Annotated in this window: 19 protein-coding genes, 1 pseudogene and 1 riboswitch; of the genes and pseudogenes, 12 read left to right on the forward strand and 8 right to left on the reverse strand. The window is 72.7% G+C overall.

From position 1 onward, the window contains the following. Positions 1 to 121 precede the first annotated feature (121 nt). The gene (locus HEP85_RS24330) at positions 122 to 814 is read left to right on the forward strand and encodes a hypothetical protein (RefSeq protein ID WP_168529794.1); all 693 of its coding nucleotides are present in this window, start codon (positions 122 to 124) and stop codon (positions 812 to 814) included. 43 nt (positions 815 to 857) lie between these two features. Here the strand turns inward: HEP85_RS24330 and HEP85_RS24335 are convergent, their stop codons facing one another. Further along, positions 858 to 1,745 (reverse strand): GNAT family N-acetyltransferase, encoded by an 888-nt coding sequence (locus tag HEP85_RS24335; protein WP_369657823.1) that lies wholly within the window; start codon positions 1,743 to 1,745, stop codon positions 858 to 860. A 230-nt stretch (positions 1,746 to 1,975) separates the two neighbouring features. On the opposite strand from HEP85_RS24335, the gene HEP85_RS24340 reads away from it, so the two are divergent. The 5 genes from HEP85_RS24340 to HEP85_RS24360 are packed head-to-tail and all read left to right on the forward strand — an operon-like array spanning position 1,976 to position 9,130. Continuing rightward, a complete protein-coding gene (locus tag HEP85_RS24340) occupies positions 1,976 to 3,496 on the forward strand; it encodes an aldehyde dehydrogenase family protein (RefSeq protein WP_168529796.1) in 1,521 nt (506 codons plus the stop codon). 50 nt (positions 3,497 to 3,546) lie between these two features. After that, positions 3,547 to 5,082: a GMC family oxidoreductase gene (locus HEP85_RS24345; protein WP_168529797.1), complete on the forward strand. Its 1,536-nt coding sequence runs from the start codon at positions 3,547 to 3,549 to the stop codon at positions 5,080 to 5,082. Continuing rightward, positions 5,082 to 6,212 carry a glycine betaine/L-proline ABC transporter ATP-binding protein gene (locus HEP85_RS24350; protein ID WP_168529799.1) on the forward strand — a complete coding sequence of 377 codons (1,131 nt, stop codon included), beginning with the start codon at positions 5,082 to 5,084 and terminating at the stop codon, positions 6,210 to 6,212. The genes HEP85_RS24345 and HEP85_RS24350 overlap by 1 nt, the downstream gene beginning before the upstream one ends. Position 6,213: 1 nt before the next feature. Further along, positions 6,214 to 8,172, forward strand: coding sequence for a proline/glycine betaine ABC transporter permease (locus HEP85_RS24355; protein WP_211118050.1), 1,959 nt, complete (start codon positions 6,214 to 6,216; stop codon positions 8,170 to 8,172). 1 nt (position 8,173) lies between these two features. Further along, a complete protein-coding gene (locus tag HEP85_RS24360) occupies positions 8,174 to 9,130 on the forward strand; it encodes an ABC transporter substrate-binding protein (protein ID WP_168529801.1) in 957 nt (318 codons plus the stop codon). Positions 9,131 to 9,191: 61 nt separating this feature from the next. Here HEP85_RS24360 and HEP85_RS24365 read toward each other — a convergent pair whose 3' ends face one another. Continuing rightward, positions 9,192 to 9,734 (reverse strand): carboxymuconolactone decarboxylase family protein, encoded by a 543-nt coding sequence (locus HEP85_RS24365; RefSeq protein ID WP_168529803.1) that lies wholly within the window; start codon positions 9,732 to 9,734, stop codon positions 9,192 to 9,194. A 46-nt stretch (positions 9,735 to 9,780) separates the two neighbouring features. On the opposite strand from HEP85_RS24365, the gene HEP85_RS24370 reads away from it, so the two are divergent. Next, positions 9,781 to 11,199: a PLP-dependent aminotransferase family protein gene (locus HEP85_RS24370; RefSeq protein WP_329527190.1), complete on the forward strand. Its 1,419-nt coding sequence runs from the start codon at positions 9,781 to 9,783 to the stop codon at positions 11,197 to 11,199. A gap of 290 nt (positions 11,200 to 11,489) precedes the next feature. Here the strand turns inward: HEP85_RS24370 and HEP85_RS24375 are convergent. Further along, positions 11,490 to 12,328 (reverse strand): annotated as a pseudogene (locus HEP85_RS24375) (hypothetical protein). A 132-nt stretch (positions 12,329 to 12,460) separates the two neighbouring features. Between HEP85_RS24375 and HEP85_RS24380 the strand changes: the two are divergent. Together HEP85_RS24380 and HEP85_RS24385 are read left to right on the forward strand one after the other, a co-directional pair. Beyond that, complete coding sequence (locus tag HEP85_RS24380) at positions 12,461 to 12,817, forward strand: hypothetical protein (protein WP_168529805.1); 357 nt, start codon at positions 12,461 to 12,463, stop codon at positions 12,815 to 12,817. 56 nt (positions 12,818 to 12,873) lie between these two features. Beyond that, a complete protein-coding gene (locus HEP85_RS24385; protein WP_168529807.1) occupies positions 12,874 to 14,058 on the forward strand; it encodes a glutathionylspermidine synthase family protein in 1,185 nt (394 codons plus the stop codon). Positions 14,059 to 14,112: 54 nt separating this feature from the next. On the opposite strand, the gene rocD is transcribed toward HEP85_RS24385, so the two are convergent. Next, positions 14,113 to 15,318 (reverse strand): ornithine--oxo-acid transaminase, encoded by a 1,206-nt coding sequence (rocD, locus tag HEP85_RS24390; RefSeq protein WP_168529809.1) that lies wholly within the window; start codon positions 15,316 to 15,318, stop codon positions 14,113 to 14,115. A gap of 122 nt (positions 15,319 to 15,440) precedes the next feature. Continuing rightward, a riboswitch (ZMP/ZTP riboswitch) is annotated at positions 15,441 to 15,528 on the forward strand. 31 nt (positions 15,529 to 15,559) lie between these two features. On the opposite strand from rocD, the gene HEP85_RS24395 reads away from it, so the two are divergent. Continuing rightward, the gene (locus tag HEP85_RS24395; protein WP_168529811.1) at positions 15,560 to 17,005 is read left to right on the forward strand and encodes a glycine hydroxymethyltransferase; all 1,446 of its coding nucleotides are present in this window, start codon (positions 15,560 to 15,562) and stop codon (positions 17,003 to 17,005) included. A gap of 29 nt (positions 17,006 to 17,034) precedes the next feature. Here HEP85_RS24395 and HEP85_RS24400 read toward each other — a convergent pair whose 3' ends face one another. The 3 genes from HEP85_RS24400 to HEP85_RS24410 all read right to left on the reverse strand — a co-directional run bounded on the left by HEP85_RS24400 (position 17,035) and on the right by HEP85_RS24410 (position 19,844). Continuing rightward, the gene (locus tag HEP85_RS24400) at positions 17,035 to 17,637 is read right to left on the reverse strand and encodes a hypothetical protein (protein ID WP_168533971.1); all 603 of its coding nucleotides are present in this window, start codon (positions 17,635 to 17,637) and stop codon (positions 17,035 to 17,037) included. A 751-nt stretch (positions 17,638 to 18,388) separates the two neighbouring features. Next, complete coding sequence (locus tag HEP85_RS24405; protein WP_168529813.1) at positions 18,389 to 19,282, reverse strand: hypothetical protein; 894 nt, start codon at positions 19,280 to 19,282, stop codon at positions 18,389 to 18,391. After that, the gene (locus HEP85_RS24410) at positions 19,275 to 19,844 is read right to left on the reverse strand and encodes an RNA polymerase sigma factor (protein ID WP_168533973.1); all 570 of its coding nucleotides are present in this window, start codon (positions 19,842 to 19,844) and stop codon (positions 19,275 to 19,277) included. The genes HEP85_RS24405 and HEP85_RS24410 overlap by 8 nt, the downstream gene beginning before the upstream one ends. 145 nt (positions 19,845 to 19,989) lie before the next feature. Between HEP85_RS24410 and trpS the strand changes: the two genes are divergently transcribed. Both trpS and HEP85_RS24420 read left to right on the forward strand, forming a co-directional pair. Continuing rightward, complete coding sequence (gene trpS, locus HEP85_RS24415; RefSeq protein WP_168529815.1) at positions 19,990 to 21,003, forward strand: tryptophan--tRNA ligase; 1,014 nt, start codon at positions 19,990 to 19,992, stop codon at positions 21,001 to 21,003. Between the two features lie 158 nt (positions 21,004 to 21,161). After that, positions 21,162 to 21,743: a 2'-5' RNA ligase family protein gene (locus HEP85_RS24420; RefSeq protein WP_168529817.1), complete on the forward strand. Its 582-nt coding sequence runs from the start codon at positions 21,162 to 21,164 to the stop codon at positions 21,741 to 21,743. A gap of 17 nt (positions 21,744 to 21,760) precedes the next feature. Here HEP85_RS24420 and HEP85_RS24425 read toward each other — a convergent pair whose 3' ends face one another. After that, entirely contained in the window at positions 21,761 to 22,516 is a 756-nt protein-coding gene (locus HEP85_RS24425; RefSeq protein WP_168529818.1) for a decaprenylphospho-beta-D-erythro-pentofuranosid-2-ulose 2-reductase, read from the reverse strand. Positions 22,517 to 22,527 lie beyond the last annotated feature (11 nt).

A 22,527-nucleotide genomic window follows, 5' to 3' on the forward strand; every position in this document is an offset into this window, starting at 1 on the left:
ACCCGGCCCCCGCCCTCTTCCCGGCCCCCGACCAGGGCGGATACCACCCGCCCTATCCGGCCTACTCGACACCTGGTCCCCTCCCGCTCCAGGTCCCGCCTCGAGGCCCTCGGTGCGGCGCGTGGTCGCGGTGCTGACCGCGGCCCTGCTCGTCGGCGGGGCGGCGGGGTTCGGCGGCTGGTACGTGTGGAGCAGGGACGGCGGCGGCACGCACAAGGACGACGCCCGTACCAAGGTGTCCACCGCGCCCACCGGCCCGAGCGCCCAGGAATCCACACCCGTACCCGGCTCCGCCTCCACCCCCGCACCGACCCTGGACGCCACCTCCGCGTCCCCCTCGGCGAGCGCTCTCCCGGCCGGATACCACCGTGTTGCGAACGGCGAGTTCGGCATGGCCGTACCGGACGGCTGGCAGCCGGAGACGCAGAGCGGCAAGAACGGCGTCACGATCTACTTCTTCAGGGAATCCGGCGGAGGTCCCCGCTATCTCCAGGTCTTCCGGGTCAGCGAGGACGACCCCACCCCGCGCGGCACGCTCACGGAGGCCGAGAAGGACCTCAGAAAACAGCTCCCGGGTTATCACCGCAACGGTCTCGAGGCCGTGCCCGACGCCCGGGGCGAGGCCGCCGAGCTCGACTACTCCCACCCCAGCCAGAAGTGGGGCGTCGACCTGCGCACCCTGGACCGGGTCATCCCGGCCGGCGGCGGTGAGCTGTACGCCGTCCTCACCTCGGGACCGGTCGACGCGTGGCCCGAGCAGCGGCAGGTCCAGGAGGCGGCGGTGACGTCGTTCTGCCTGGCCGGCGCCTGCTGAACCGAGGCACCGGCGGCCGCCACGGCAGCGGCTCCGGGAACGATCAGAGTCGCTTCTCGAACCAGTGAGCGGCGTAGACGTTGTCGTCGTACCGGGGGATCTCCTCGTATCCGCAGGCCCGGTACATCGACTGCGCCTCGGTGAGCACCTCGTGCGTGTCGAGCCGTACGACCGCGCAACCGCGTCCGGCGGCCTCCTGCTCCAGCCCGTGGAGGATCCGTCGCGCCAGACCGAGCCGCCGGGCGCCTGGACGCACCCATACATGGCGGATCTCGCCGACCCCGGACCCCAGGAGCCGCAGCGCCCCGCACCCCACGGGACGCCCTTCCTCGTACGCGACGAGGAAAGCACCCGAGTCCCCGGACACCTCGTCGGGCCGTACGAGGGCGGCGGGGTCGAACCCTTCCGGGAACCGCTCGTCGATGTCGGCGGCGTACGCGGCGAGGCAGTCGCGCGCGTCGCGGGAGGCGCCGTCGACGGACTCGACGGTGATGGCCGCCAGCCGCAGCAGCCGCTCGGCGGCGCCGATGGCGGCGGTGAGTTCGTCGCGCCGCCGCTCGTCGAGTCCGCCGAGCAGTCCTTCGGCGAGCGCGTCGGCCCGCCGGTTCTGCTCCTCGACCTCGGCGCGGCCGGCCGGCGTGAGCTCCGCGACCCGTAGCCGGCTGTCCTCGGCCGGCACGCTCACCCGAACCAGCCCCTGCGCCTCCAGCGCCCGGACCATCCGGCTCAGATATCCGGCGTCCAGGCCGAGCCTGTTCCGCAGCTCGCGCAGGGACACCCCGCTCCCGATCTCGAACAGCAGCCGTGCCTCGCCGAGCGGCCGGTCCTGTCCGAGGTAGCGGTCGTCCAGGACTCCGATGCGGCGGGTGAAGTACCGGTTGAAGCGCCGAAGCGCCCGGACGTCCTCCGCCGACACTGCCTCCGTCGTCATTCTTTGACCTTAGTCAAAGAAGAGGGAAGGGGGAAGGAGGGAAGACCGGGCCGGCCACCCCGCCGTGCGCCGTATCTGGTCACGTTTCCACCGATTTTTCAGTGACACGGCGCACTTCCGGTCACCGATCGTGCATGCAATCCAGGTCGGGGGGCATGCGCTCCCGGTCCCCGTGAGTGACACGTGTGTGACACAGGGGAACGGATCAGGAACGGAAGGCAGCACCGACCATGGCCGGACACCAGGCTCAGCAGGCAGAACAGACTCTCCACGTGGGCGGGGAATGGCGCGCGGCCGCATCCCGCGCGACCCGCGAGATCCTCGATCCCGCGGATGCGAAGCCGTTCGCCGTGGTCGCGGAGGGTGACGAGCGGGACACCGACGCGGCCGTGGCGGCCGCGCGCGCCGCCTTCGACGCGGGCCCGTGGCCGCACACCCCCGTCGCCGAGCGGGCGGCGCTGCTGCGCCGCGTCGCCGACCTCCTGGTCCGCGACCGCGAGGAGCTCGGGCTGCTGGAGAGCCGGGACGCGGGCAAGACGGTCGAGGAGGGGCGCGTCGACATCGACTGCGTCGCGGACGCCTTCCGGTACTTCGCCGATCTCGTCGTGGGGGAGGGCGGCGGCCGGGTCGTCGATGCCGGGTCCGAGGACGTCCACAGTGTCGTCGTGCACGAGCCGGTGGGCGTCTGCGCACTGATCACGCCCTGGAACTATCCGCTGCTGCAGGCCAGTTGGAAGGTCGCACCCGCGCTGGCCGCCGGGAACACCTTCGTGGTCAAGCCGAGCGAGATCACGCCGCTGACGACGGTCGCGCTGCTGCGGCTGCTCGTCGAGGCCGGTCTGCCGGCCGGGGTCGCCAATCTCGTCACCGGCCCGGGGCACACGGTCGGTGCCCGCCTGGCCGAGCACCCCGACGTCGACCTCGTCTCCTTCACCGGTGGCCTGGTCAGCGGGACGAAGGTGGCCAGGGCCGCCGCCGACACCGTCAAGAAGGTCGCCCTCGAACTCGGCGGCAAGAACCCCAACGTCGTCTTCGCGGACGCCTGCGCGACGGACGAGGACTTCGACACGGCCGTCGACCAGGCGCTCAACGCCGCCTTCATCCACAGCGGCCAGGTCTGCTCGGCGGGCTCCCGTCTCATCGTCGAGGAGTCCGTGCGCGAGCGCTTCGTCGCCGAACTCGCGCGCCGGGCCGGGCGGATCAGGCTGGGCCGCGGCACCGAGGAAGGTGTCGAGTGCGGCCCGCTCGTCTCCGAGCAGCAGCGGGAGAAGACCGAGGCGTACGTCGCCTCCGCGCTGGCTGAGGGCGCGGTGCTGCGGGCCGGCGGGCAGCGTCCGGAACCCTCCGGCAGCAGGCCCGCCACCGGCTACTTCTACGAGCCGACCGTCCTCGACCAGTGCCACCGCGGGATGAAGGTGGTCCGTGAGGAGGTCTTCGGACCCGTCCTGACGGTGGAGACCTTCCGCACGGAGGAGGAGGCCGTCGCGCTCGCCAACGACACCGAGTACGGGCTCGCGGGTGCCGTCTGGACGTCCGACGCGGGCCGCGCCCGCCGGGTCGCCGGACGGCTGCGGCACGGCACCGTCTGGATCAACGACTTCCACCCCTACCTCCCGCAGGCGGAGTGGGGCGGCTTCGGCAAGAGCGGTGTGGGGCGCGAGCTGGGCCCGGCGGGCCTCGCCGAGTACCGCGAGACGAAGCACGTCTACCAGAACCTCGCGCCCAAGCCGGTCCGCTGGTTCGCGGGCTGACCCCAGTGCCGCGACCCCCCACCGCACACAGCACCCTGGAGCACGACCACATGCACGAGAACACGTACGAGAACACGTACGACTACGTCGTCATCGGAGGCGGAACGGCCGGCTCCGTGATCGCCTCCCGGCTCACCGAGAACCCCGACGTCACCGTCGCGGTCATCGAGGGCGGCCCGAGTGACGTCGGCCGCGAGGACGTCCTCACCCTGCGCCGCTGGATGGGCCTGCTCGGCGGCGAACTCGACTACGACTACCCGACCACCGAGCAGCCCCGCGGCAACTCGCACATCCGGCACAGCCGGGCCCGGGTGCTGGGCGGCTGCTCCTCGCACAACACGCTCATCGCTTTCAAGCCGCTGCCCTCCGACTGGGACGAGTGGGAGGCCGCCGGCGCCGAGGGCTGGGGCGCGGTGCCGATGGAGGCGTACTTCGCGAGGCTCCTCAACAACATCGTCCCGGTCGACGAGAAGGACCGGAACGCCATCGCCCGCGACTTCGTCGACGCCGCCCGGTCCGCGCTGGGCGTTCCTCGCGTCGAGGGCTTCAACCAGCAGCCGTTCACCGAGGGCGCCGGCTTCTTCGACCTCGCCTACCACCCCGAGAACAACAAGCGGTCCAGCGCGTCGGTCGCCTATCTGCACCCGGTGATGGAGGAGCGGCCCCACCTCACGCTGATGCTGGAGACGTGGGCGCACCGGCTGGAGGTGACCGGGACGCGCGCGACGGGCGTGCACGTCCGCACCAAGGACGGCGAGGAGATCCTCGTACGGGCGAAGCGCGAGGTCGTGCTGTGCGCGGGCGCCGTTGACTCGCCGCGGCTGCTGCTGCACTCCGGCATCGGACCGGCCGCCGATCTGGAGGCGCTCGGCATACCCGTCGTCCACGACCTGCCCGGCGTCGGCGAGAACCTGCTCGACCACCCCGAGTCGGTCATCGTGTGGGAGACGGACGGCCCCATCCCGGAGAACTCCGCGATGGACTCCGACGCGGGTCTCTTCGTGCGCCGCGACCCCGAACACGCGGGCCCCGACCTGATGTTCCACTTCTACCAGGTCCCCTTCACGGACAACCCGGAGCGGATCGGCTACGAACGCCCCGCGCACGGCGTCTCGATGACCCCGAACATCCCCAAGCCGCGCAGCCGCGGACGGCTTTACCTGACGAGCGCCGATCCGTCGGTCAAGCCCGCCCTCGACTTCCGCTACTTCACGGACGAGGACGACTACGACGGCCGCACCCTCGTCGACGGGATCCGCATCGCCCGCGAGATCGCGGCGACCGAGCCGCTCGCGGGCTGGCTCAAGCGTGAGGTGTGCCCCGGCCCGGACGTCACGGGCGACGAGGAACTGAGCGCGTACGCGCGCCAGGTCGCGCACACCGTCTACCACCCGGCGGGCACCTGCCGGATGGGAGCGGTGGCGGACACCGACGCCGTGGTGGACCCCGAACTGAGGGTGCGCGGCCTCGACGGCCTCCGCGTCGCCGACGCGTCCGTCTTCCCGACGATGCCCGCCGTGAACCCGATGATCGGGGTGCTCATGGTCGGGGAGAAATGCGCCGAGCTGATCGGAGGTGGTGCGTGATGAGTACCAGCGCCAGTAGTCCTGCCAGTAGTGCCGTTAGTGCCAGTAGCGCCAGTAGTGCCGGTACGGCGAGGGGCGCCGACAGCCCCGTCTTCTCCGTAGACGGCCTGTGGAAGGTTTTCGGACCCAGGCCCGAGCGGGTCCCCGCCGACCCCGAACTCGCCGCCCTCACCCCCGCCGAACTCCGCTCCCGCACCGGCTGCACCGCCGCCGTCCGGGACGTCGGCTTCGACGTGCGCAAGGGCGAGGTCTTCGTCGTCATGGGCTTGTCCGGCTCGGGCAAGTCCACCCTCGTACGGTGTCTGACCCGGCTCATCGAGCCGACCGCCGGCACGATCGCCATCGACGGCGAGGACGTACGCGCCATGGACCGGGCCCGGCTGCGCGAACTGCGCCGCCACCGCGCCGCGATGGTCTTCCAGCACTTCGGCCTGCTCCCGCACCGCTCCGTCCTCGACAACGTCGCCTACGGCCTGGAGATCCAGGGCGTCGGCAAGGCGGAGCGCCGCGAGCGGGCCGCCGGGGTCGTCGCCAAGGTCGGCCTCGAAGGCATGGAACACCGCAGGCCGGGCCAGCTCTCCGGCGGTCAGCAGCAGCGCGTCGGGCTCGCCCGGGCCCTCGCCGTCGACCCCGAAGTACTGCTCTTCGACGAACCGTTCAGCGCGCTCGACCCGCTCATCCGGCGTGACATGCAGGAGGAGGTCGTCCGTCTCCACCACGACGAGGGCCGCACGATGGTCTTCATCACCCACGACCTGAACGAGGCCCTGCGCCTGGGCGACCGCATCGCCCTGATGCGCGACGGCCGCATCGTCCAGCTCGGCACGCCCGAGGAGATCGTCGGCTCGCCCGCCGACGACTACGTCCGCGAGTTCGTCCGGGACGTGCCGCGCGAGCAGGTCATGACGGTGCGTACGGCGATGCGGGCCGCGTCCGCGGACGAGGCCGCACGGGGCCCGGCGGTGGCACCGGAGACGACCGTCTCGCAGGCCATCGAGGCGGTGGCGCGCTCCGGTGCCCCGGCACGCGTCATGGAGAAGGGACGCTGCCTCGGGGTCGTGGACTCGGCGGCCCTGCTCGGGGTGGTGGCGGGGACGGACTCCGCGGCCCGCGGTGAGGAGGTGGCCTGAGATGGCCGCCGTCACCGCGACCGTCGGGCACACCGGCGTCTCCGCCCTGCTCAAGAGCGCCACCCGGCACCGCGCCGTCGCCAAGATCCTGCTGCTCGCCGTCGCCGCGGCCGTCCTCGTCCCGGTCCTCGACTCCCGCTGGGCCAGCGGCACCTGGCCGCACGCGCTCACCGTCGACCTCGCCGCGCCCCTCGGCAGAACCAGCGACTGGATCATCGACAACCGGGACAGCCACCCGCTGTTCCTGTACTTCTTCGGCTATGTCAGCAACGCCGTCGTCCTGTGCGTACGCGCCGTCTATCTGGTGCTGCTCGCGGCGGGCTGGGCCGGCGTCACGGTGGCCGCGGGGCTCGTCGCCTGGCGGGCCGCCGGCATCCGGCTCGCGCTCGGAACGACCGCCGCCTTCCTCGCCTGCGGGCTGCTCGGCATGTGGGTGCCCACCCTCCAGACGCTCGCGCTGATGGTGGTCGCCGTCCTCGCGTCCGTCGCCCTCGGCGCGCTGCTCGGCCTCGCCGCCGGACTCTCCGACCGCACCTACCGCGCGCTGCGCCCGGTCCTCGACACCATGCAGGTGCTCCCGGCCTTCGCCTACCTGCTGCCCGTCGTCCTGGTCTTCGGGATCGGCGTCCCCGCCGCCGTCCTCGCCACCGTCGTGTACGCGGCGCCGCCCATGGCCCGCCTGACCGCGCTCGGCCTGCGCGACGCCGACACCGGCGTGATGGAGGCCGTCACCTCGCTCGGCGCCACGGCCCGGCAGCGCCTGCTGACCGCCCGCCTCCCGCTGGCCCGCAAGGAACTCCTGCTGGGCCTCAACCAGACGATCATGATGGCGCTGTCGATGGCGGTCATCGCCTCCGTCATCGGCGCGGGCGGCCTCGGCGACCGCGTCTACCAGGCCCTCGCCTCCGTCGACGTGGGCGCCGCGCTCGCCGCCGGCATCCCGATCGTGCTGCTCGCGGTCGTCCTGGACCGGGTGACCGGCGCCGCGGGCGAACGGCTCGGCACCCGCACCGGGGGAACCGCCCTGCTCTGGGCGTACGCCCTCGCCGCGGCCGTCGCCGTGGCGCTCGCCGGACGCCTCACCGGCCGGCTCGACTGGCCCGGCACCTGGACCCTGCACATCGCCGAGCCCGTGAACCGCGTCGTCGGCTGGATGACCGACCACCTCTACTCCGGAGTGCCCTACCTCGGCGGCACCGCCGACTGGGCCGGCCACTTCACCACGTGGGTCCTGGACCCCCTCCGGGACGGCCTCCAGTCGCTGCCCTGGTGGTCCATCCTGCTGATCGTCGCCGCCCTCGCCTGGCTGATCGGCACCTGGCGCACCGCCCTCACCGCGGTCCTCGCGATGGCCGCGATCGGGGTCCTGGGCGTGTGGAAGCCCTCCCTCGACACGCTCTCGCAGGTGCTCGCGGCCGTCGCCGTGACCCTCGTCCTCGGTTTCGCGACCGGCGTGGCGGCGGCGCGCAGCGAGCGCGTCGAGCGGCTGCTGCGGCCCGTCCTCGACGTCTTCCAGACGATGCCGCAGTTCGTGTACCTCATCCCCGTGGTGGCGCTGTTCGGCGTCGGCCGCGCGCCCGCCGTCGCCGCGGCCGTCGTCTACGCCCTGCCCGCCGTCGTCCGCATCACCACCCAGGGACTGCGCGCCGTCGACCCCGCCGCGCTGGAGGCGGCCCGCTCGCTCGGCGCCACCGGCACCCAGCAGCTGCGCCAGGTCCAGCTCCCGCTGGCCCGGCCGGCACTGCTCCTCGCCGTCAACCAGGGGGTCGTGCTGGTCCTCGCCGTCGTCATCATCGGCGGCCTGGTCGGCGGCGGCGCGCTCGGCTACGACGTCGTGTTCGGCCTCGCCCAGGGCGACCTGGCGACCGGCCTGGTGGCCGGAGCGGCGATCGTCTGCCTCGGCCTGATGCTCGACCGGGTGACCCAGCCGACCCGGCGGTCCACGAAGAAGGGAGCGTGACATGCGACTTCGTACGATTTCGGTGACAGCCGGGGTGTCCGCGCTGCTGCTGCTCACCGGCTGCGGCGCGGCCGACATGACCAAGCAGGCCTCGCCCTTCGCCGGCGCCCAGGGCGCCGGGACGGTGACCCTGTCCGTGCAGTCCTGGGTGGGAGCGCAGGCCAACGTGGGTGTCGCGCAGTACCTGCTGGAGCACGAGCTCGGCTATCGCGTCGACACCGTGCAGGTCGACGAGGTCCCCGCGTGGGACGCGCTCAGCCAGGGCCGGGTCGACGCCATCCTCGAGGACTGGGGCCACCCCGACCAGGAGAAGCGGTACGTCGAGGACAAGAAGACGATCGTCCCGGGCGGCGGGCTGGGGGTCACCGGGCACATCGGCTGGTACGTGCCCACGTACTTCGCCCGGCAGCACCCGGACGTCACCGACTGGAAGAACCTCGACAAGTACGCCGGACAGCTGCGCACCGCGGAGAGCGGCGGCAAGGGCCAACTGCTGGACGGCTCCCCGTCGTACGTCACCAACGACAAGGCGCTGGTCGGCAACCTGAAGCTGAACTACCAGGTGGTGTTCGCCGGTTCGGAGGCCGCGCAGATCACCCAGATGAAGCAGTTCGCGAAGGAGAAGAAGCCCTTCCTCACGTACTGGTACTCACCCCAGTGGCTCTTCCAGAAGGTCCCGATGACGGAGGTGAGGCTGCCCGCCTACAAGGAGGGCTGCGACGCGGACGCGGCGAAGGTCGCCTGCGCCTATCCGCACACCCCGCTCCAGAAGTACCTCAACACGGACTTCGCGAAGAACGGCGGCAAGGCGGCCGCCTTCCTGAAGAAGTTCAAGTGGACCACCGAGGACCAGAACGACGTCTCCCTGATGATCGCCAACGACAAGCTGTCGGCGCAGGAGGCGGCGAAGAAGTGGGTGGACAGCCACGCGTCGACCTGGCGGGCGTGGCTGTCGTGACCCCGGCCGGCTCAGTCCCGTGAGGAGCTCCGCGGCGCCGCCGCCGCTGTCACCGCCGCCGTCAGTTGTACTGTCCCGGCGTGTAGTGGCCGGGTACGAGCCGGCAGGTCACCCCGAACCGGTTCCACGCGTTGATGACCGTGATCGAGGCGATCAGCTGCGCCAGCTCCGCCTCCTCGAAGTGCCGGGCGGCGCGTGCGTAGACCTCGTCGGGCACGAAGCCGTCGGTCAGTACGGTGACCGCCTCCGTCAGCTCGATCGCCGCGAGCTCCTTCTCGGTGTAGAAGTGCCGGGACTCGTCCCACGCGCTGAGCTGCACGATCCGCTCGACGCTCGCGCCCGCGGCGAGCGCGTCCTTGGTGTGCATGTCGAGGCAGAACGCGCAGTGGTTGAGCTGTGAGGCACGGATCCGCACCAGCTCGCCCAGCTTCGGGTCGAGCCCCTGCTGGGCCGCCGTGTCGAGCCGGACCATGGCCTTGTAGACGTCGGGGGCCAGCTTGGCCCAGGCCAGCCGGGGGCTGTGCTCGGGGGCGTACTCCTCGGCGGTGCCGGTGCCGGTGCCGGTGTCGGTCGCGGTGTCGGTGGGGGCTTCGTTCGTCGTCATGCCTCGACCCTACGAATGAGGCAGCCCAGGAGTATGGTCCATTTCCATGGCGGAATCTTGGGCCACTTTCGGGATCGACCTCCATGTCGAGCCGACCGGATCGGGTGTCCGCAAGGGGCTGACGGACGCCCTGCGGGAAGCGGTCCGCGGCGGCCGGCTGGCGCCCGGCACCCGGCTGCCCTCCTCCCGCTCCCTCGCCGCCGACCTGGGCATCGCCCGCAACACGGTCGCCGACGTGTACACCGACCTGGTGGCGGAGGGCTGGCTCACCGCACGCCAGGGCTCGGGCACGAGCGTCGCCGAACGTCCGGTGTCCGCGCCGTCGGCCGCCCCGGAACCGCGCCGCGCCCGCTCCCGGCCGGTGTACGACCTGATGCCCGGCAGTCCGGACCTGTCCTTCTTCCCCCGCGCGGCCTGGCTGAAGGCCTCCCGGCGGGCTCTGGCGACGGCTCCGTACGACGCCCTCGGCTACGGCGACCCGCGGGGCCGGGTGGAACTGCGCACCGCCCTGGCCGGCTATCTGGCCCGGGCCCGCGGAGTCCGCGCCGACCCGGAGCGCATCCTGATCTGCGCCGGTTTCGCGCACGGGCTGATGCTGCTCGGCCAGGTGCTGCGCGAACGGGGAGCGCGGGCGCTGGCCGTGGAGCCGTACGGGCTGGACGTGTACTGGGACCTGCTGGAACGAGCCGGCCTGCGGACACTGCCGCTCGGCTTCGACGGACTGGGCACGCGCACGGAGGAGTTGACGGCCGGTGACCTGCCCGGGGCGCGGGCGGTGCTGCTGACCCCCGCGCACCAGTTCCCGATGGGGCTGCCGCTGCACCCCGAACGGCGGGCCGCGGTGGTGGACTGGGCGCGGCGCGGCGACGGGCTGATCCTGGAGGACGACTACGACGGGGAGTTCCGCTACGACCGCCAGCCGGTCGGCGCGCTCCAGGGCCTCGACCCAGACCACGTGGTCTACCTGGGCACGGCGAGCAAGTCCCTGGCCCCGGGCCTGCGGCTGGGCTGGCTGGTGCTGCCGCCGTCGATCGCGCCGGAGATGGTCGCGGCGAAGGGCTGGGCGGACTGGTCCTGCGGGGTGCTGGACCAGCTGACGCTGGCGGAGTTCCTCACCTCGGGCGCGTACGACCGGCACGTCCGCGCGGCCCGCCTGCGCTACCGCCGTCGCCGGGACGCGCTGGTGGCGCAGCTCGCGGACCGTGCCCCCGGAGTCCGGGCGACCGGGATCGCGGCGGGTCTGCACGTGATGCTGCGACTGCCGCCCGGCACGGAGCGGCCCGCGCTGCGGGCGGCGGCCTGGCACGGACTCGCCGTCCACGGACTGGACCGCTACCGCCACCCGGACTCGACGGCCGGCCGCACGGACGCGCTCGTGGTGGGGTACGGGACACCACCGGACCACGGGTGGGCCGGGGCGCTGGAGGCACTGTGCGCGACCTTGGCCTCCGCCGCCGGCGGATAGGCCCGGAACCGCCGTCCGGGACGGAGCGGCGCACCGGCGAGCCGTGCCGAGTCGTGCCGAGCCGAGCCGAGCCGAGCCCAGTCGTGCCGAACCAAGCCGAACCAAGCCGAACCAAGCCGAACCAAGCCGAACCAAGCCGTGCCGAGCCGTGCCGAGCCGTGCCGAGCCGTGCCGGGGTCAGCGACGGGCGGCGTCCACGCCGCGCCCGGCCGGCTGCCGCTTGAGACGGGCGAAGACGCTCGCCCCGACCCTGCGCGGGGGCCGCCCGGCCCGCTCCCTCGTCGTTGTCGTCAGCCCTCCTCCACCGGGGCCTCCCCGAACCGTGCCAGGGCCAGCGCCCCGGCCACCGCCACCAGGAACCCGAGCACCGCCAGCCACTCCAGCCCCTCCCGCGTACGGTCACCCAGCCAGACCACGCCCACCAGGGCCGGCCCGATGGTCTCGCCGATCACCAGGCCCGCGGTCGCCGTCGTCACCGAGCCGCGCTGCAGCGCCGTGGTCAGCAGCAGGAACGCGGCACCTCCCCCGACCAGCAGCGCGTACACCGCCGGATTGCGCACCAGCGTTCCCGGCGCGAGGTCGTCGATCAGCCGCACGGACACCTCGACCACGCCGAACCCGAACCCCGCCCCCAGCCCGAGCACCAGCGCCCGCCCGCGCCCCGACAGCCGTCCGCCCACCAGCCCCAGCAGCAACACCAGTACCGCGGTCCCCAGCATCACGTACTTCAGCGTCATGGAGCCCGCCCGGTCCCCTCGGCCCCGGACGCCAGCCCGAGCATCCCGAGCCCCGCGCACACCACCCCCACCGCCGCCCACTCCGACCCGCTGAGCCGCACTCGCAGCAGTCGCGCCGCCACCACCGCGGTCACCGCGAGGCTCGACGCCAGCGCGGCCCCCACCGCGTAGATGGGCAGGGACCGCAGCGCCGCGATCTGGAACACGAAACCGAGCCCGTCCAGCGCCAGCCCCGCGAGATACCGCCACTGCCGCAGTGCCCGCAGCAGCAGCGCCGCGTCCCCGCCCGGGCCGCCGGTGCCGGTGCCGGTGTCGGCCGCCGTCCGTGCGGCGATCGCCTGCAACACCGTCGCCGTACCGAAACAGACCGCCGCACCAAGCGCGCACATCATTCCAAAGAGCACGAAGTGACTGTAGGGGAAGCCGAATCGGAGGGGGTCACCGCGTACCGGCCGCGACCGGTCTCTACGCTGATCGCCGGCGCTGAGCCGGACGAACTCATCTGGACCACGGGGAGAGCGAACATGGCGGACACACGACGGCGACTGCGCTCCGGCACGGTCGTGCTCGGCGGCATGGGACTGCTCGCGGCGACCCTCACCGCCTGCTCCTCGGATCCCGACAAGCGCTGTGTCGACCGGGACAGCTACCAGGCGCTCAAGGGCTACAAGGTCGTCGCGGACAAGAACTGCACGTCCACGAAGTCGGCCACGCACGGCACGTGGTACTACGGGGGCGACAAGAAGCACAGCTGGGTGGACGGCGGCTCGTTCACCAAGCTGGGCAAGGGATCCGGCTCCTCCGGAGGCAGCCACGGCCACGGCGTGGACCGCGGCGGCTTCGGCGGCGGCAAGGGCGGGAAGGGCGGCTCCGGCGGCTGAGCGCGCCGACGCCACCGACCCCGTACCGCCCAGCACCCGATCGGACACATGACGCCGTGGAACGCCGTCCCCTCGAACCCCGCGCCGACTGGCAGCAGACCGTCGAACGGCAGGGCCTCATCTACCCGCTGACCCGCTACCCGGACGACTCCCTGCGCCCCTACTGGGACGAGAGCGCGTACTACGCCTTCTCGCTCCCCGAGGTCGAGGCCCTGGAGGACACCGTCGCGGAACTGCACCGCATGTGCCTCGCGGCGGCCGGGCACATCGTCGAGGCGAACCGCTTCGCCGACCTCGGCATCACCGACCCGAGGGTCGTCCGGGCGGTCACCGAGGCCTGGCACCGCCGTGCCGAACTGCCCTCCGTCTACGGCCGCTTCGACCTGCGCTACGACGGTACGGGCCCCGCCAGACTGCTGGAGTACAACGCCGACACCCCGACCTCGCTCGTCGAGGCCGCGAGCCCCCAGTGGTTCTGGATGGAGGATCGTTTCCCCGGCGCCGACCAGTGGAACTCCCTGCACGAACGCCTCGTCGCCGCCTGGCGGAAGCAGGCCGCCCTCCTCCCGCCGGGCAGCCCCCTGTACTTCGCGCACTCCGCGGAGGACGAGCTCGGCGAGGACCTGATGACCGTCGCCTATCTGAAGGAGACCGCCGAACAGGCGGGCCTCGACACCGACTGGATATCGGTCGAGGAGATCGGCTGGGACCCCCTGTCCGGCCGCTTCGTCGACAACCGGCTCCGCTTCATCCGCGCCTGCTTCAAGCTGTACCCCTGGGAATGGCTCACCACCGACCGCTTCGCCGGCCACGTCCTGGACACCCTCGACAACGGCGGCGGTACGGGCTCGACGATGTGGATCGAGCCCGTCTGGAAGATGCTCCTCAGCAACAAGGCGCTTCTGGCGATCCTCTGGGAGCTGTACCCGGGCCACCCCAACCTGCTGGCCGCCCATCTCGACGGCCCGCGGGACCTGGCCGCGACCACGGGGTACGTCGCCAAGCCGCTGCTCGGCCGCGAGGGCGCCGGCGTCACCGTCCACGAACCCGGCGCGGACCCCGTCCTGCGGGACGAACCCTGCTGCTACCAGGAGTTGGCCCCGCTGCCCTCCTTCGACGGCAACCGCGTCGTGCTCGGCGCCTGGGTGGTGGAGGACGAACCGGCCGGACTCGGTATCCGCGAGTCGGCGGGCCTGATCACCGACGAGTACGCCCGCTTCCTGCCGCACGTGATCGTCTAGGAGCTGCCGCGAGGTCGCCGGCAGGTGCGCCCGCCGGGGATCACGGGACAGCGCTCAGACGCCCAGCACGCCACGCAGCTGTGCCAGCCCCCAGTCCAGGTCGTCCTTGCCGATCACCAGTGGCGGGGCGATCCGGATCGTCGCCCCGTGGGTGTCCTTGACCAGGACGCCCCGGTCCATGAGCTGCTCGGAGACCTCACGGCCCGTCCCGTACGCCGGGGCGATGTCCACGCCCGCCCACAGCCCGCGCCCGCGGACCCCGGTCACCCGGCCCGTGCCGGCCAGCAGCCCCAGCTCCCGGTGCAGATGAGCCCCCAGCTCCGCCGCCCGCCGCTGGTACTCGCCCGTCCGCAGCATCGCGATCACCTCCAGGGCCACCGCGCAGGCCAGTGGATTCCCGCCGAACGTGGACCCGTGCTCGCCGGGCCTGAACACGCCGAGCACCTCACCGCTCGACACCACCGCCGACACCGGCACGACCCCGCCACCGAGCGCCTTGCCCAGCACGTACATGTCCGGCACCACACCCTCGTGCTCGCACGCGAAGGTCTTCCCGGTCCGGCCCAGACCCGACTGGATCTCGTCCGCGACGAACAGCACGTTCCCCTCGCGTGTCAGGGCCCGCACCTCGGTGAGATAGCCGTCCGGCGGCACCACCACCCCCGCCTCGCCCTGGATCGGTTCCAGGAGCACGGCGACCGTCTCCTCGGTGAGCGCCGCCCGCAGCGCGTCCGCGTCCCCGTACGGCACGATGTCGAAGCCCGGCGTGAACGGACCGAAGTCCGCCCGCGCCTCCCGGTCCGTGGAGAAGCCGACGATGGTCGTCGTACGGCCGTGGAAGTTGTCGGCCGCCACCACGATCCTCGCCCGGCCGTCGGGAACGCCCTTGACGCGGTACCCCCACTTCCGGGCCGTCTTCACGGCCGTCTCCACCGCCTCGGCGCCCGTGTTCATCGGCAGCACCATCTCCATGCCGCACAGCTCCGCCAGCTCCGCGCAGAAGGCGGCGAACCGGTCGTGGTGGAACGCCCGGGACGTCAGGGTCACCCGCTCGAGCTGCGCCTTGGCCGCGTCGATCAGCCGCCGGTGGCCGTGTCCGAAGTTCAGCGCCGAGTAGCCGGCCAGCAGGTCGAGATAGCGCCGGCCCTCGACGTCCGTCATCCAGGCGCCGTCCGCCGTCGCCACGACGACCGGCAGCGGACGGTAGGTGGGCGCGCCGTGCGCGTCGGCAGCGGCGATGAGCCGTTCGGTGAGGGTCACGGAGTCTCCGTCTCCTGCGGCACCAGGGCCTTCCTCCCATCGTCGCTCGCCCGGGGCGCCGGCGGCGAGCGCGCGCCCCCGGCGTCGCGTGGCCCGTGATCCGGCGTGCCCGGTAGGGTGAACGGCGGAGCCGTGACTGGCGCGCTGGGATGGGACCGACCATCGGGGAGCGGCTCCGTGAACTGTGTGCCGTGCGCCTGGGCCGACCCGTGAACGCCGAACGCCACGTCCGGAGGCCGTCATGTCCCAGCCCCTGTCCACCGAGTCCACCGCCTTCCGCAGCGCCCTCGACGTGATCCGGGCCGTGGAGCCCCGGGTCGCGGACGCCATCGGCCAGGAAGTCGCCGACCAGCGCGCCATGCTCAAGCTGATCGCGTCCGAGAACTACGCCTCCCCGGCCACGCTGCTGGCCATGGGCAACTGGTTCAGCGACAAGTACGCCGAGGGCACCGTCGGCCGCCGCTTCTACGCCGGCTGCCGCAACGTCGACACCGTCGAGGCCCTCGCCGCCGAGCACGCCCGCGAACTCTTCGGCGCCGAGCACGCCTACGCCCAGCCGCACTCCGGCATCGACGCCAACCTCGTCGCCTTCTGGGCCGTCCTCGCCGACCGCGTCGAGGCCCCGGCCCTCGCCAGGGCCGGCGTCCGCAACGTCAACGATCTCTCCGAGGCCGACTGGGCCGAACTGCGCCAGGCCTTCGGCAACCAGCGCATGCTCGGCATGTCCCTGGACGCCGGCGGTCACCTCACCCACGGCTTCCGCCCGAACATCTCCGGCAAGATGTTCGACCAGCGCTCCTACGGCACCGATCCCGCCACCGGCCTCATCGACTACGAGGCCCTGCGTGTGTCCGCCCGCGAATTCAAGCCGATGATCCTCGTCGCCGGATACTCCGCCTACCCCCGCCTGGTGAACTTCCGGATCATGCGGGAGATCGCCGACGAGGTCGGCGCGACGCTGATGGTCGACATGGCGCACTTCGCCGGTCTCGTCGCCGGCAAGGTCCTCACCGGCGACTTCGACCCGGTCCCGCACGCCCAGATCGTCACCACCACCACTCACAAGTCGCTCCGCGGCCCGCGCGGCGGCATGGTCCTGTGCGACGAGTCCCTCGCCGAGCAGGTCGACCGCGGCTGCCCGATGGTCCTCGGCGGCCCGCTCCCGCACGTCATGGCCGCCAAGGCCGTCGCGCTCGCCGAGGCCCGCCGCCCCGAGTTCCGCGACTACGCCCAGGCCGTCGTCGACAACGCCCGCGCCCTCGCCGAGGGTCTGATGCGCCGCGGCGCCACCCTGGTCACCGGCGGCACCGACAACCACCTGAACCTGATCGACGTCGCCTCCTCCTACGGCCTCACCGGCCGCCAGGCCGAGTCCGCGCTGCTCGACTCGGGCATCGTCACCAACCGCAACGCCATCCCCGCCGACCCCAACGGCGCCTGGTACACCTCGGGCATCCGCATCGGCACGCCCGCCCTGACCACCCGTGGTCTGGGTACGGCCGAGATGGACGAGATCGCCGGCCTGATCGACCGCGTCCTCACCGTCGCGGAGCCCGGCACCACCGCCAAGGGCAGCCCGTCCAAGGCCCAGCACGTCCTGGACCCGAAGATCTCCGACGAGATCTCGCACCGTGCCACCGATCTGCTGGCCCCCTTCCCGCTGTACCCGGAGATCGACCTCGGCTGACCCTCCCGGAGGGGCGGGCCCAACCTGTCCTACAGGTCGATCAGCTCCTGTCGTGGTTCCCGCGGCGGTCCGGCAGCGTCACGCCGGGCCGCCGCGCGGCGTATCAGCAGGGTGCCGCCCGCACCGCCCAGCAGGCCCACCGCCAGTCCGGTCACCGCCCACTTCGCGCACACGCCCGGACCGGCGGCCCGCGCCGCCGCGGGCACCTCCGGGGCCCCCGGACCGATCGGACCCCCGCGCTCCACCAGCCGGTCGAACACCGAGCGGGGCGCCCGGTGCCAGCGGATGTCGTCGTCCGCCACGTCCGGCGAGGGATCCGACCGCACCCAGGGAGTGCCGTCCGGCGCCAGGAACACCTGGTCCTCACGCTCGATGGCGACGTCCCCGCCGGGTGCCCGGCTCGTCTGCGGCCAGCCTCCGACGCCCGTCATCCCCCAGATCACGGTGGCGCGCACCGGCGGATAGTCGCCTGCCGCCCACGCGTCGGGCACTCTCTCCGTCCCCGTGAACCGGGGTGCGAGCAGGCGCCAGAGCAGGGCGAAGTCCCGGTCCCCGGAGCGCAGGAGAGTGGTGTGCCCGGTGCCTCCGGCGACGACCAGGGCCATGTCCGGTGTGTCGGCCCGCGCGGCCATCGCGCCGGGAGCCGAGGCCCGGGCCGGCGAGGCGCCGAGCGCGGCCAGCACCAACGACACCAGGAGCGGCAGCCACCACCGCGCACGCCCACCGGACCACTCCGTTCGACCCCGCCGCCACCACGCCGCCCAGCCTTCTCGCCACCACGCCGTCCGGCTCTCGCGCCGCCTCGCCGCCCGCTCGTCCCGGCCCACTGCTCCGGCGGCTCGCCACCGCACCGCCCGCTCGGCCCCGGGCCGCGCCCGCTCGTCGCGGCGGTGTTCCGTCCGCTCGCCGCGGTCCTCGGCCGTCTCACCGCGGTGGTGTCCCGTCCGCTCGCCCCTGCTCTCGGCCGCTTCGTCGCGGCGGCGTTCCCTCCCCCACTCCGGTATCCCGTCCCGCCGTCCCCCCGACGCTCCGTCCCCCTGTTCCGTAATTCCGCCCGAGGGGCTTATCCCGCCCATCCGGCCCCCTCGGCTGCCCGTACGCAGGACCCGCCACCTCATCCGTTCCCCCCGACCCTCGTAGGCCCGAACCGCCCCTCATCCCTTCCCCGGCCCCGAGCCGATTCGCGCGCCCGGCCGCCGGTACTGGTACTTCACCCACCGTCTTCGCCTGCCCGGGTGTCTCGTGCCCGCCCGCGCCCCGCATCCGGCCGCCGGTTTCACAGGCCCCGCGGCAGCGCCACCGCCGCGGCCCCGCACGCCGTGTGTCACTTCTGGTACACCGCTCGACCCGCCGGGGTTCCCACTCCCGGCCCGCCTCTTTCCGCTATGCCCGCCGTTCCAGCGACCGCGCGATCTCCATCGCGCGCGCCTTCGACGCCACGCCCTCCAGACGGAGGGTCACCTCGCCCCCGTGCATCCAGAGCAGCGTGGGTCCCGCGGTCCGCTCCGAGCGGGTGAAGCGGTCGCCGGACGTGTCGATCAGCCAGAAGCTGATCAGATGCGGCCGGGGGAACCACAACGCCGGATCACCGAAGCCCTCGTCCCCGCTCCCGCTGCCGTCCCCGCCCAGCGACACCCACTCCGGCGGCTCTCGCACCGTCTTGGCGAAGCCGATGTCGAGGCCGGCCGGATACTCGTCCAGCCGGATCGTGTGTCCGTGCTCGCGCCAGCACAGGGTCGTCAGGAACCGCACCTTCGGCTCCCGTGTCACCGTGACCGCGTCCGGCACCCCGAGGGCGCCGGGCACGAGCGGCGCGAACCCCGCCCGCCGGCCCGCCTCGGCCAAGGTGAGCGACGGGCCGCAGCCCGGCACCTCGGCCCCCGGCGACGGGACCGCCGACGGGTCGTACCGCACCTCGACCCCGCCGAAGCCGAACCAGTCGACGACCGCGGCGCGCACCGGAGGCGTGAGCACGAGCACCGTCAGCAGGCCGCACAGGCCCGCGGCCAGCACCCGCCCCCTGAGCCGCACCCAGCGACGCACCGCGCGCACACGCTCACCGGGCCCCGGCCGGACGGCCACCGGGACCGGGATCCGCTCGGCGAGTATCCGCTCCAGCACCCGCTCGGCCATCGACTCGTCCCCGGCCCCGCCCGGCCCGTCCAGCGACCGCCCGAGCGCGCGCAACTCCGCCGCGAGTCGCGGGGCGCCCTCGCGAGCGGCCCGCTCCCTCTCACCGGAGGGCCCCGAGCCCTGGTCCCCGTACGGCTCAGTCATGCGCGTCACCCCCTTCCCGGGGCTCGCCCGGCGTGAGGCCCGGCAGCAGTCGGCCCAGCTTGCGCAGGGCGCGGTTCAAGCGGGACTTCACGGTGCCCCGGGGCCAGCCCAGGGCCTCGGCCGTCTCCGGTTCGTCCATCTCCAGGAGATAGCGGTAGGTCACGACGAGCCGGTGCTCCTCGCTCAGCTGATCGAGGGCCGCCAGCAGGGCCGCCCGACGCTCCGCCCCGAGCGCGGCGGCCGCCGGGTCCACCGATTCCGGTATCAGCGGTTCCGCTTCGGCGAACGCCGCCTCCCGGCCGGCCAGGGTCCGCTGCCGCGCCGCCGTGCGCACGGTGTTCCTCGTCTCATTGGCGACGATCGAGAGCAGCCACGGCTTGAACGCCGCGCCGTCCCGGAAGCGCCCCAGCGCGCAGTACGCCTTGAGGAAGGCCTGCTGCACCACGTCCTCCGCGTCCGCACCCGCCCCGAGCGCCCGGGCCGCCCTGATCGCGATGCCCGTGTGGGCGCGGACCAGCTCCGCGTACGCCTCCGGCTCCCCGGCGCGTACCCGTGCGATCACCACGGCCTCGTCGACGACGATGCGGCCCCCCTCCCGCGTCCTCACACTCTTGCTACACCGCCGAAGGCCGATCGGTTCCCACCCGTGCCGCCTCTGTTTCGCGCCAGTTCCGGACCGGGCGCCGACACCTGAGAGAATGGTGGGCATGGCCTCTGATCGTCCCCGCGTGCTCTCCGGAATCCAGCCCACGGCAGGCTCGTTCCACCTCGGCAACTACCTCGGCGCCGTGCGCCAGTGGGTGGCCCTGCAGGAGTCCCACGACGCGTTCTACATGGTCGTCGACCTGCACGCGATCACCGTTCCGCAGGAGCCGGCGGACCTGCGCGCCAACACCCGGCTCGCCACCGCCCAGCTGCTGGCCGCGGGCCTGGACCCGGAGCGGTGCACGCTCTTCGTCCAGAGTCATGTCCCCGAGCACGCCCAGCTGGCCTGGATCATGAACTGCCTCACCGGTTTCGGCGAGGCGTCCCGCATGACCCAGTTCAAGGACAAGTCCGCACGGCAGGGTTCCGACCGCGCCTCCGTCGGCCTCTTCACGTACCCGATCCTCCAGGTCGCGGACATCCTGCTGTACCAGGCCAACGAGGTCCCGGTGGGTGAGGACCAGCGCCAGCACATCGAGCTGACCCGCGACCTCGCCGAGCGCTTCAACGGCCGCTTCGGCGAGACGTTCACGGTCCCGAAGCCGTACATCCTCAAGGAGACGGCGAAGATCTTCGATCTTCAGGACCCGTCGATCAAGATGAGCAAGTCGGCCTCCACGCCCAAGGGCCTCATCAACCTCCTCGACGACCCCAAGGCGACCGCCAAGAAGGTCAAGAGCGCGGTCACCGACACGGACACCGTCATCAGGTACGACACCGACCTGAAGCCGGGTGTCAGCAATCTGCTGACCATCTACTCGACCCTCACCAGGACCGGTGTCGCGGAACTCGAGGAGAAGTACGCGGGCAAGGGCTACGGTGCGCTGAAGACGGACCTCGCCGAGGTCATGGTCGATTTCGTGACGCCGTTCCGGGAGCGCACCCAGCAGTATCTGGACGACCCGGAGACGCTCGACTCGATCCTGGCCAAGGGGGCCGAGAAGGCCCGCGCGGTGGCCGGGGAGACGCTCGCGCAGGCGTACGACCGGGTGGGTTTCCTGCCCGCCAAGCACTGAGAGCGCCCGCGCGACACCGTTCGACAGTCCGTACGAGACGAGAGCAACACCGGTACGACGGCCGGTATCGGGCCGTATCGCCGTACAGTCGATAGCCGAACGGGTAGTCGTTCCCGCGCGCGGGAACACCGGACATCGACACAACGACAGGAGACGACGTGGGGACCGTAACGATCGGAGTGTCGATCGCGGTCCCGGAGCCTCACGGCAGCCTGCTCCAGGAGCGGCGCGCGGGCTTCGGTGACCCCGCGGCTTGTGGCATTCCCACACACGTCACCCTGCTGCCTCCGACGGAGGTGGACACCTCGGCGCTGCCGGCGGTCGAGACGCACCTCCTGGAGGTCGCGGCCGCCGGGCGCCCCTTCCCGATGCGACTGCGCGGCACGGGCACCTTCCGGCCGCTGTCGCCCGTCGTCTACGTCCGGGTCGTGGAGGGCGCCGAGGCCTGCACCTGGCTGCAGAAGCAGGTCAGGGACGCGTCGGGGCCGGTGGCCCGCGAACTCCACTTCCCGTACCACCCGCACGTCACCGTGGCGCACGCCATCGACGACGCGGCCATGGACCGGGCCTACGAGGAGCTCGCCGGGTACGAGGCCCAGTGGCCGTGCACCGGCTTCGCCCTCTACGAGCAGGGCACCGACGGCGTCTGGCGCAAGCTGCGCGAGTACGCGTTCGGCGGCGCCGTCGTCCCGCCGCAGGCCTGCGCGCCCGCGGACCAGGACACCACGCTGACGGCCTGAGGGCCGTCCGGGCCCCGTCAGATCGGCAGCCGCCGGAACACCGCCCGCGGCAGGTGCCGCAGCGCCGACATCACCGGACGCAGCGCCCCCGGCACCCACACCGTCTCCGAGCGCCGGCGCAGCCCCACCTCGATGGCCGTCGCGACCGCCTCCGGAGTGGTGGACAGGGGGACGTCGTCGAGGCCGGCCGTCATCTTCGTGCGGACGAAGCCGGGGCGTACGACCATCACGTGTACGCCGGTGCCGTAGAGCGCGTCGCCCAGGCCCTGGGTGAAGGCGTCCAGGCCCGCCTTGCTGGACCCGTAGATGAAGTTGGAGCGGCGGGCCCGCTCACCCGCGACCGAGGAGAGCACCACCAGCGAGCCGTGCCCCTGCGTCTGGAGGGACCGGGCACACACCAGTCCCGCGGACACCGCGCCCGTGTAGTTGGTCTGCGCGATCCGTGCCGCGGCCAGCGGCTCCCGCTCGTCGCGCGCCTGGTCGCCGAGGACCCCGAAGGCGAGCAGCACCATGTCGAGGTCGCCCTCGGCGAAGACCTTGCCGAGCACCGCCTCGTGGGACTCGCAGTCGAGTGCGTCGAAGGCGACGGTACGGACGTCCGCGCCGAGTCCGCGCAGGTGCTCGGCGTCCTGTTCCAGGGCCGCCGAGGGCCGTCCCGCGAGCCACACCGTGTGGGTGCGGCGCGCGATCAGACGGCGTGCGGTGGCGAGCGCGATCTCGGACGTGCCGCCGAGGATCAGCAGGGACTGGGGGGCACCGAAGGCGTCCTTCATGTCAGCTCCTA

Origin of the sequence: Streptomyces sp. RPA4-2, from assembly GCF_012273515.2 — a bacterium.
Classification (GTDB): Bacteria; Actinomycetota; Actinomycetes; order Streptomycetales; family Streptomycetaceae; genus Streptomyces; species Streptomyces kaempferi.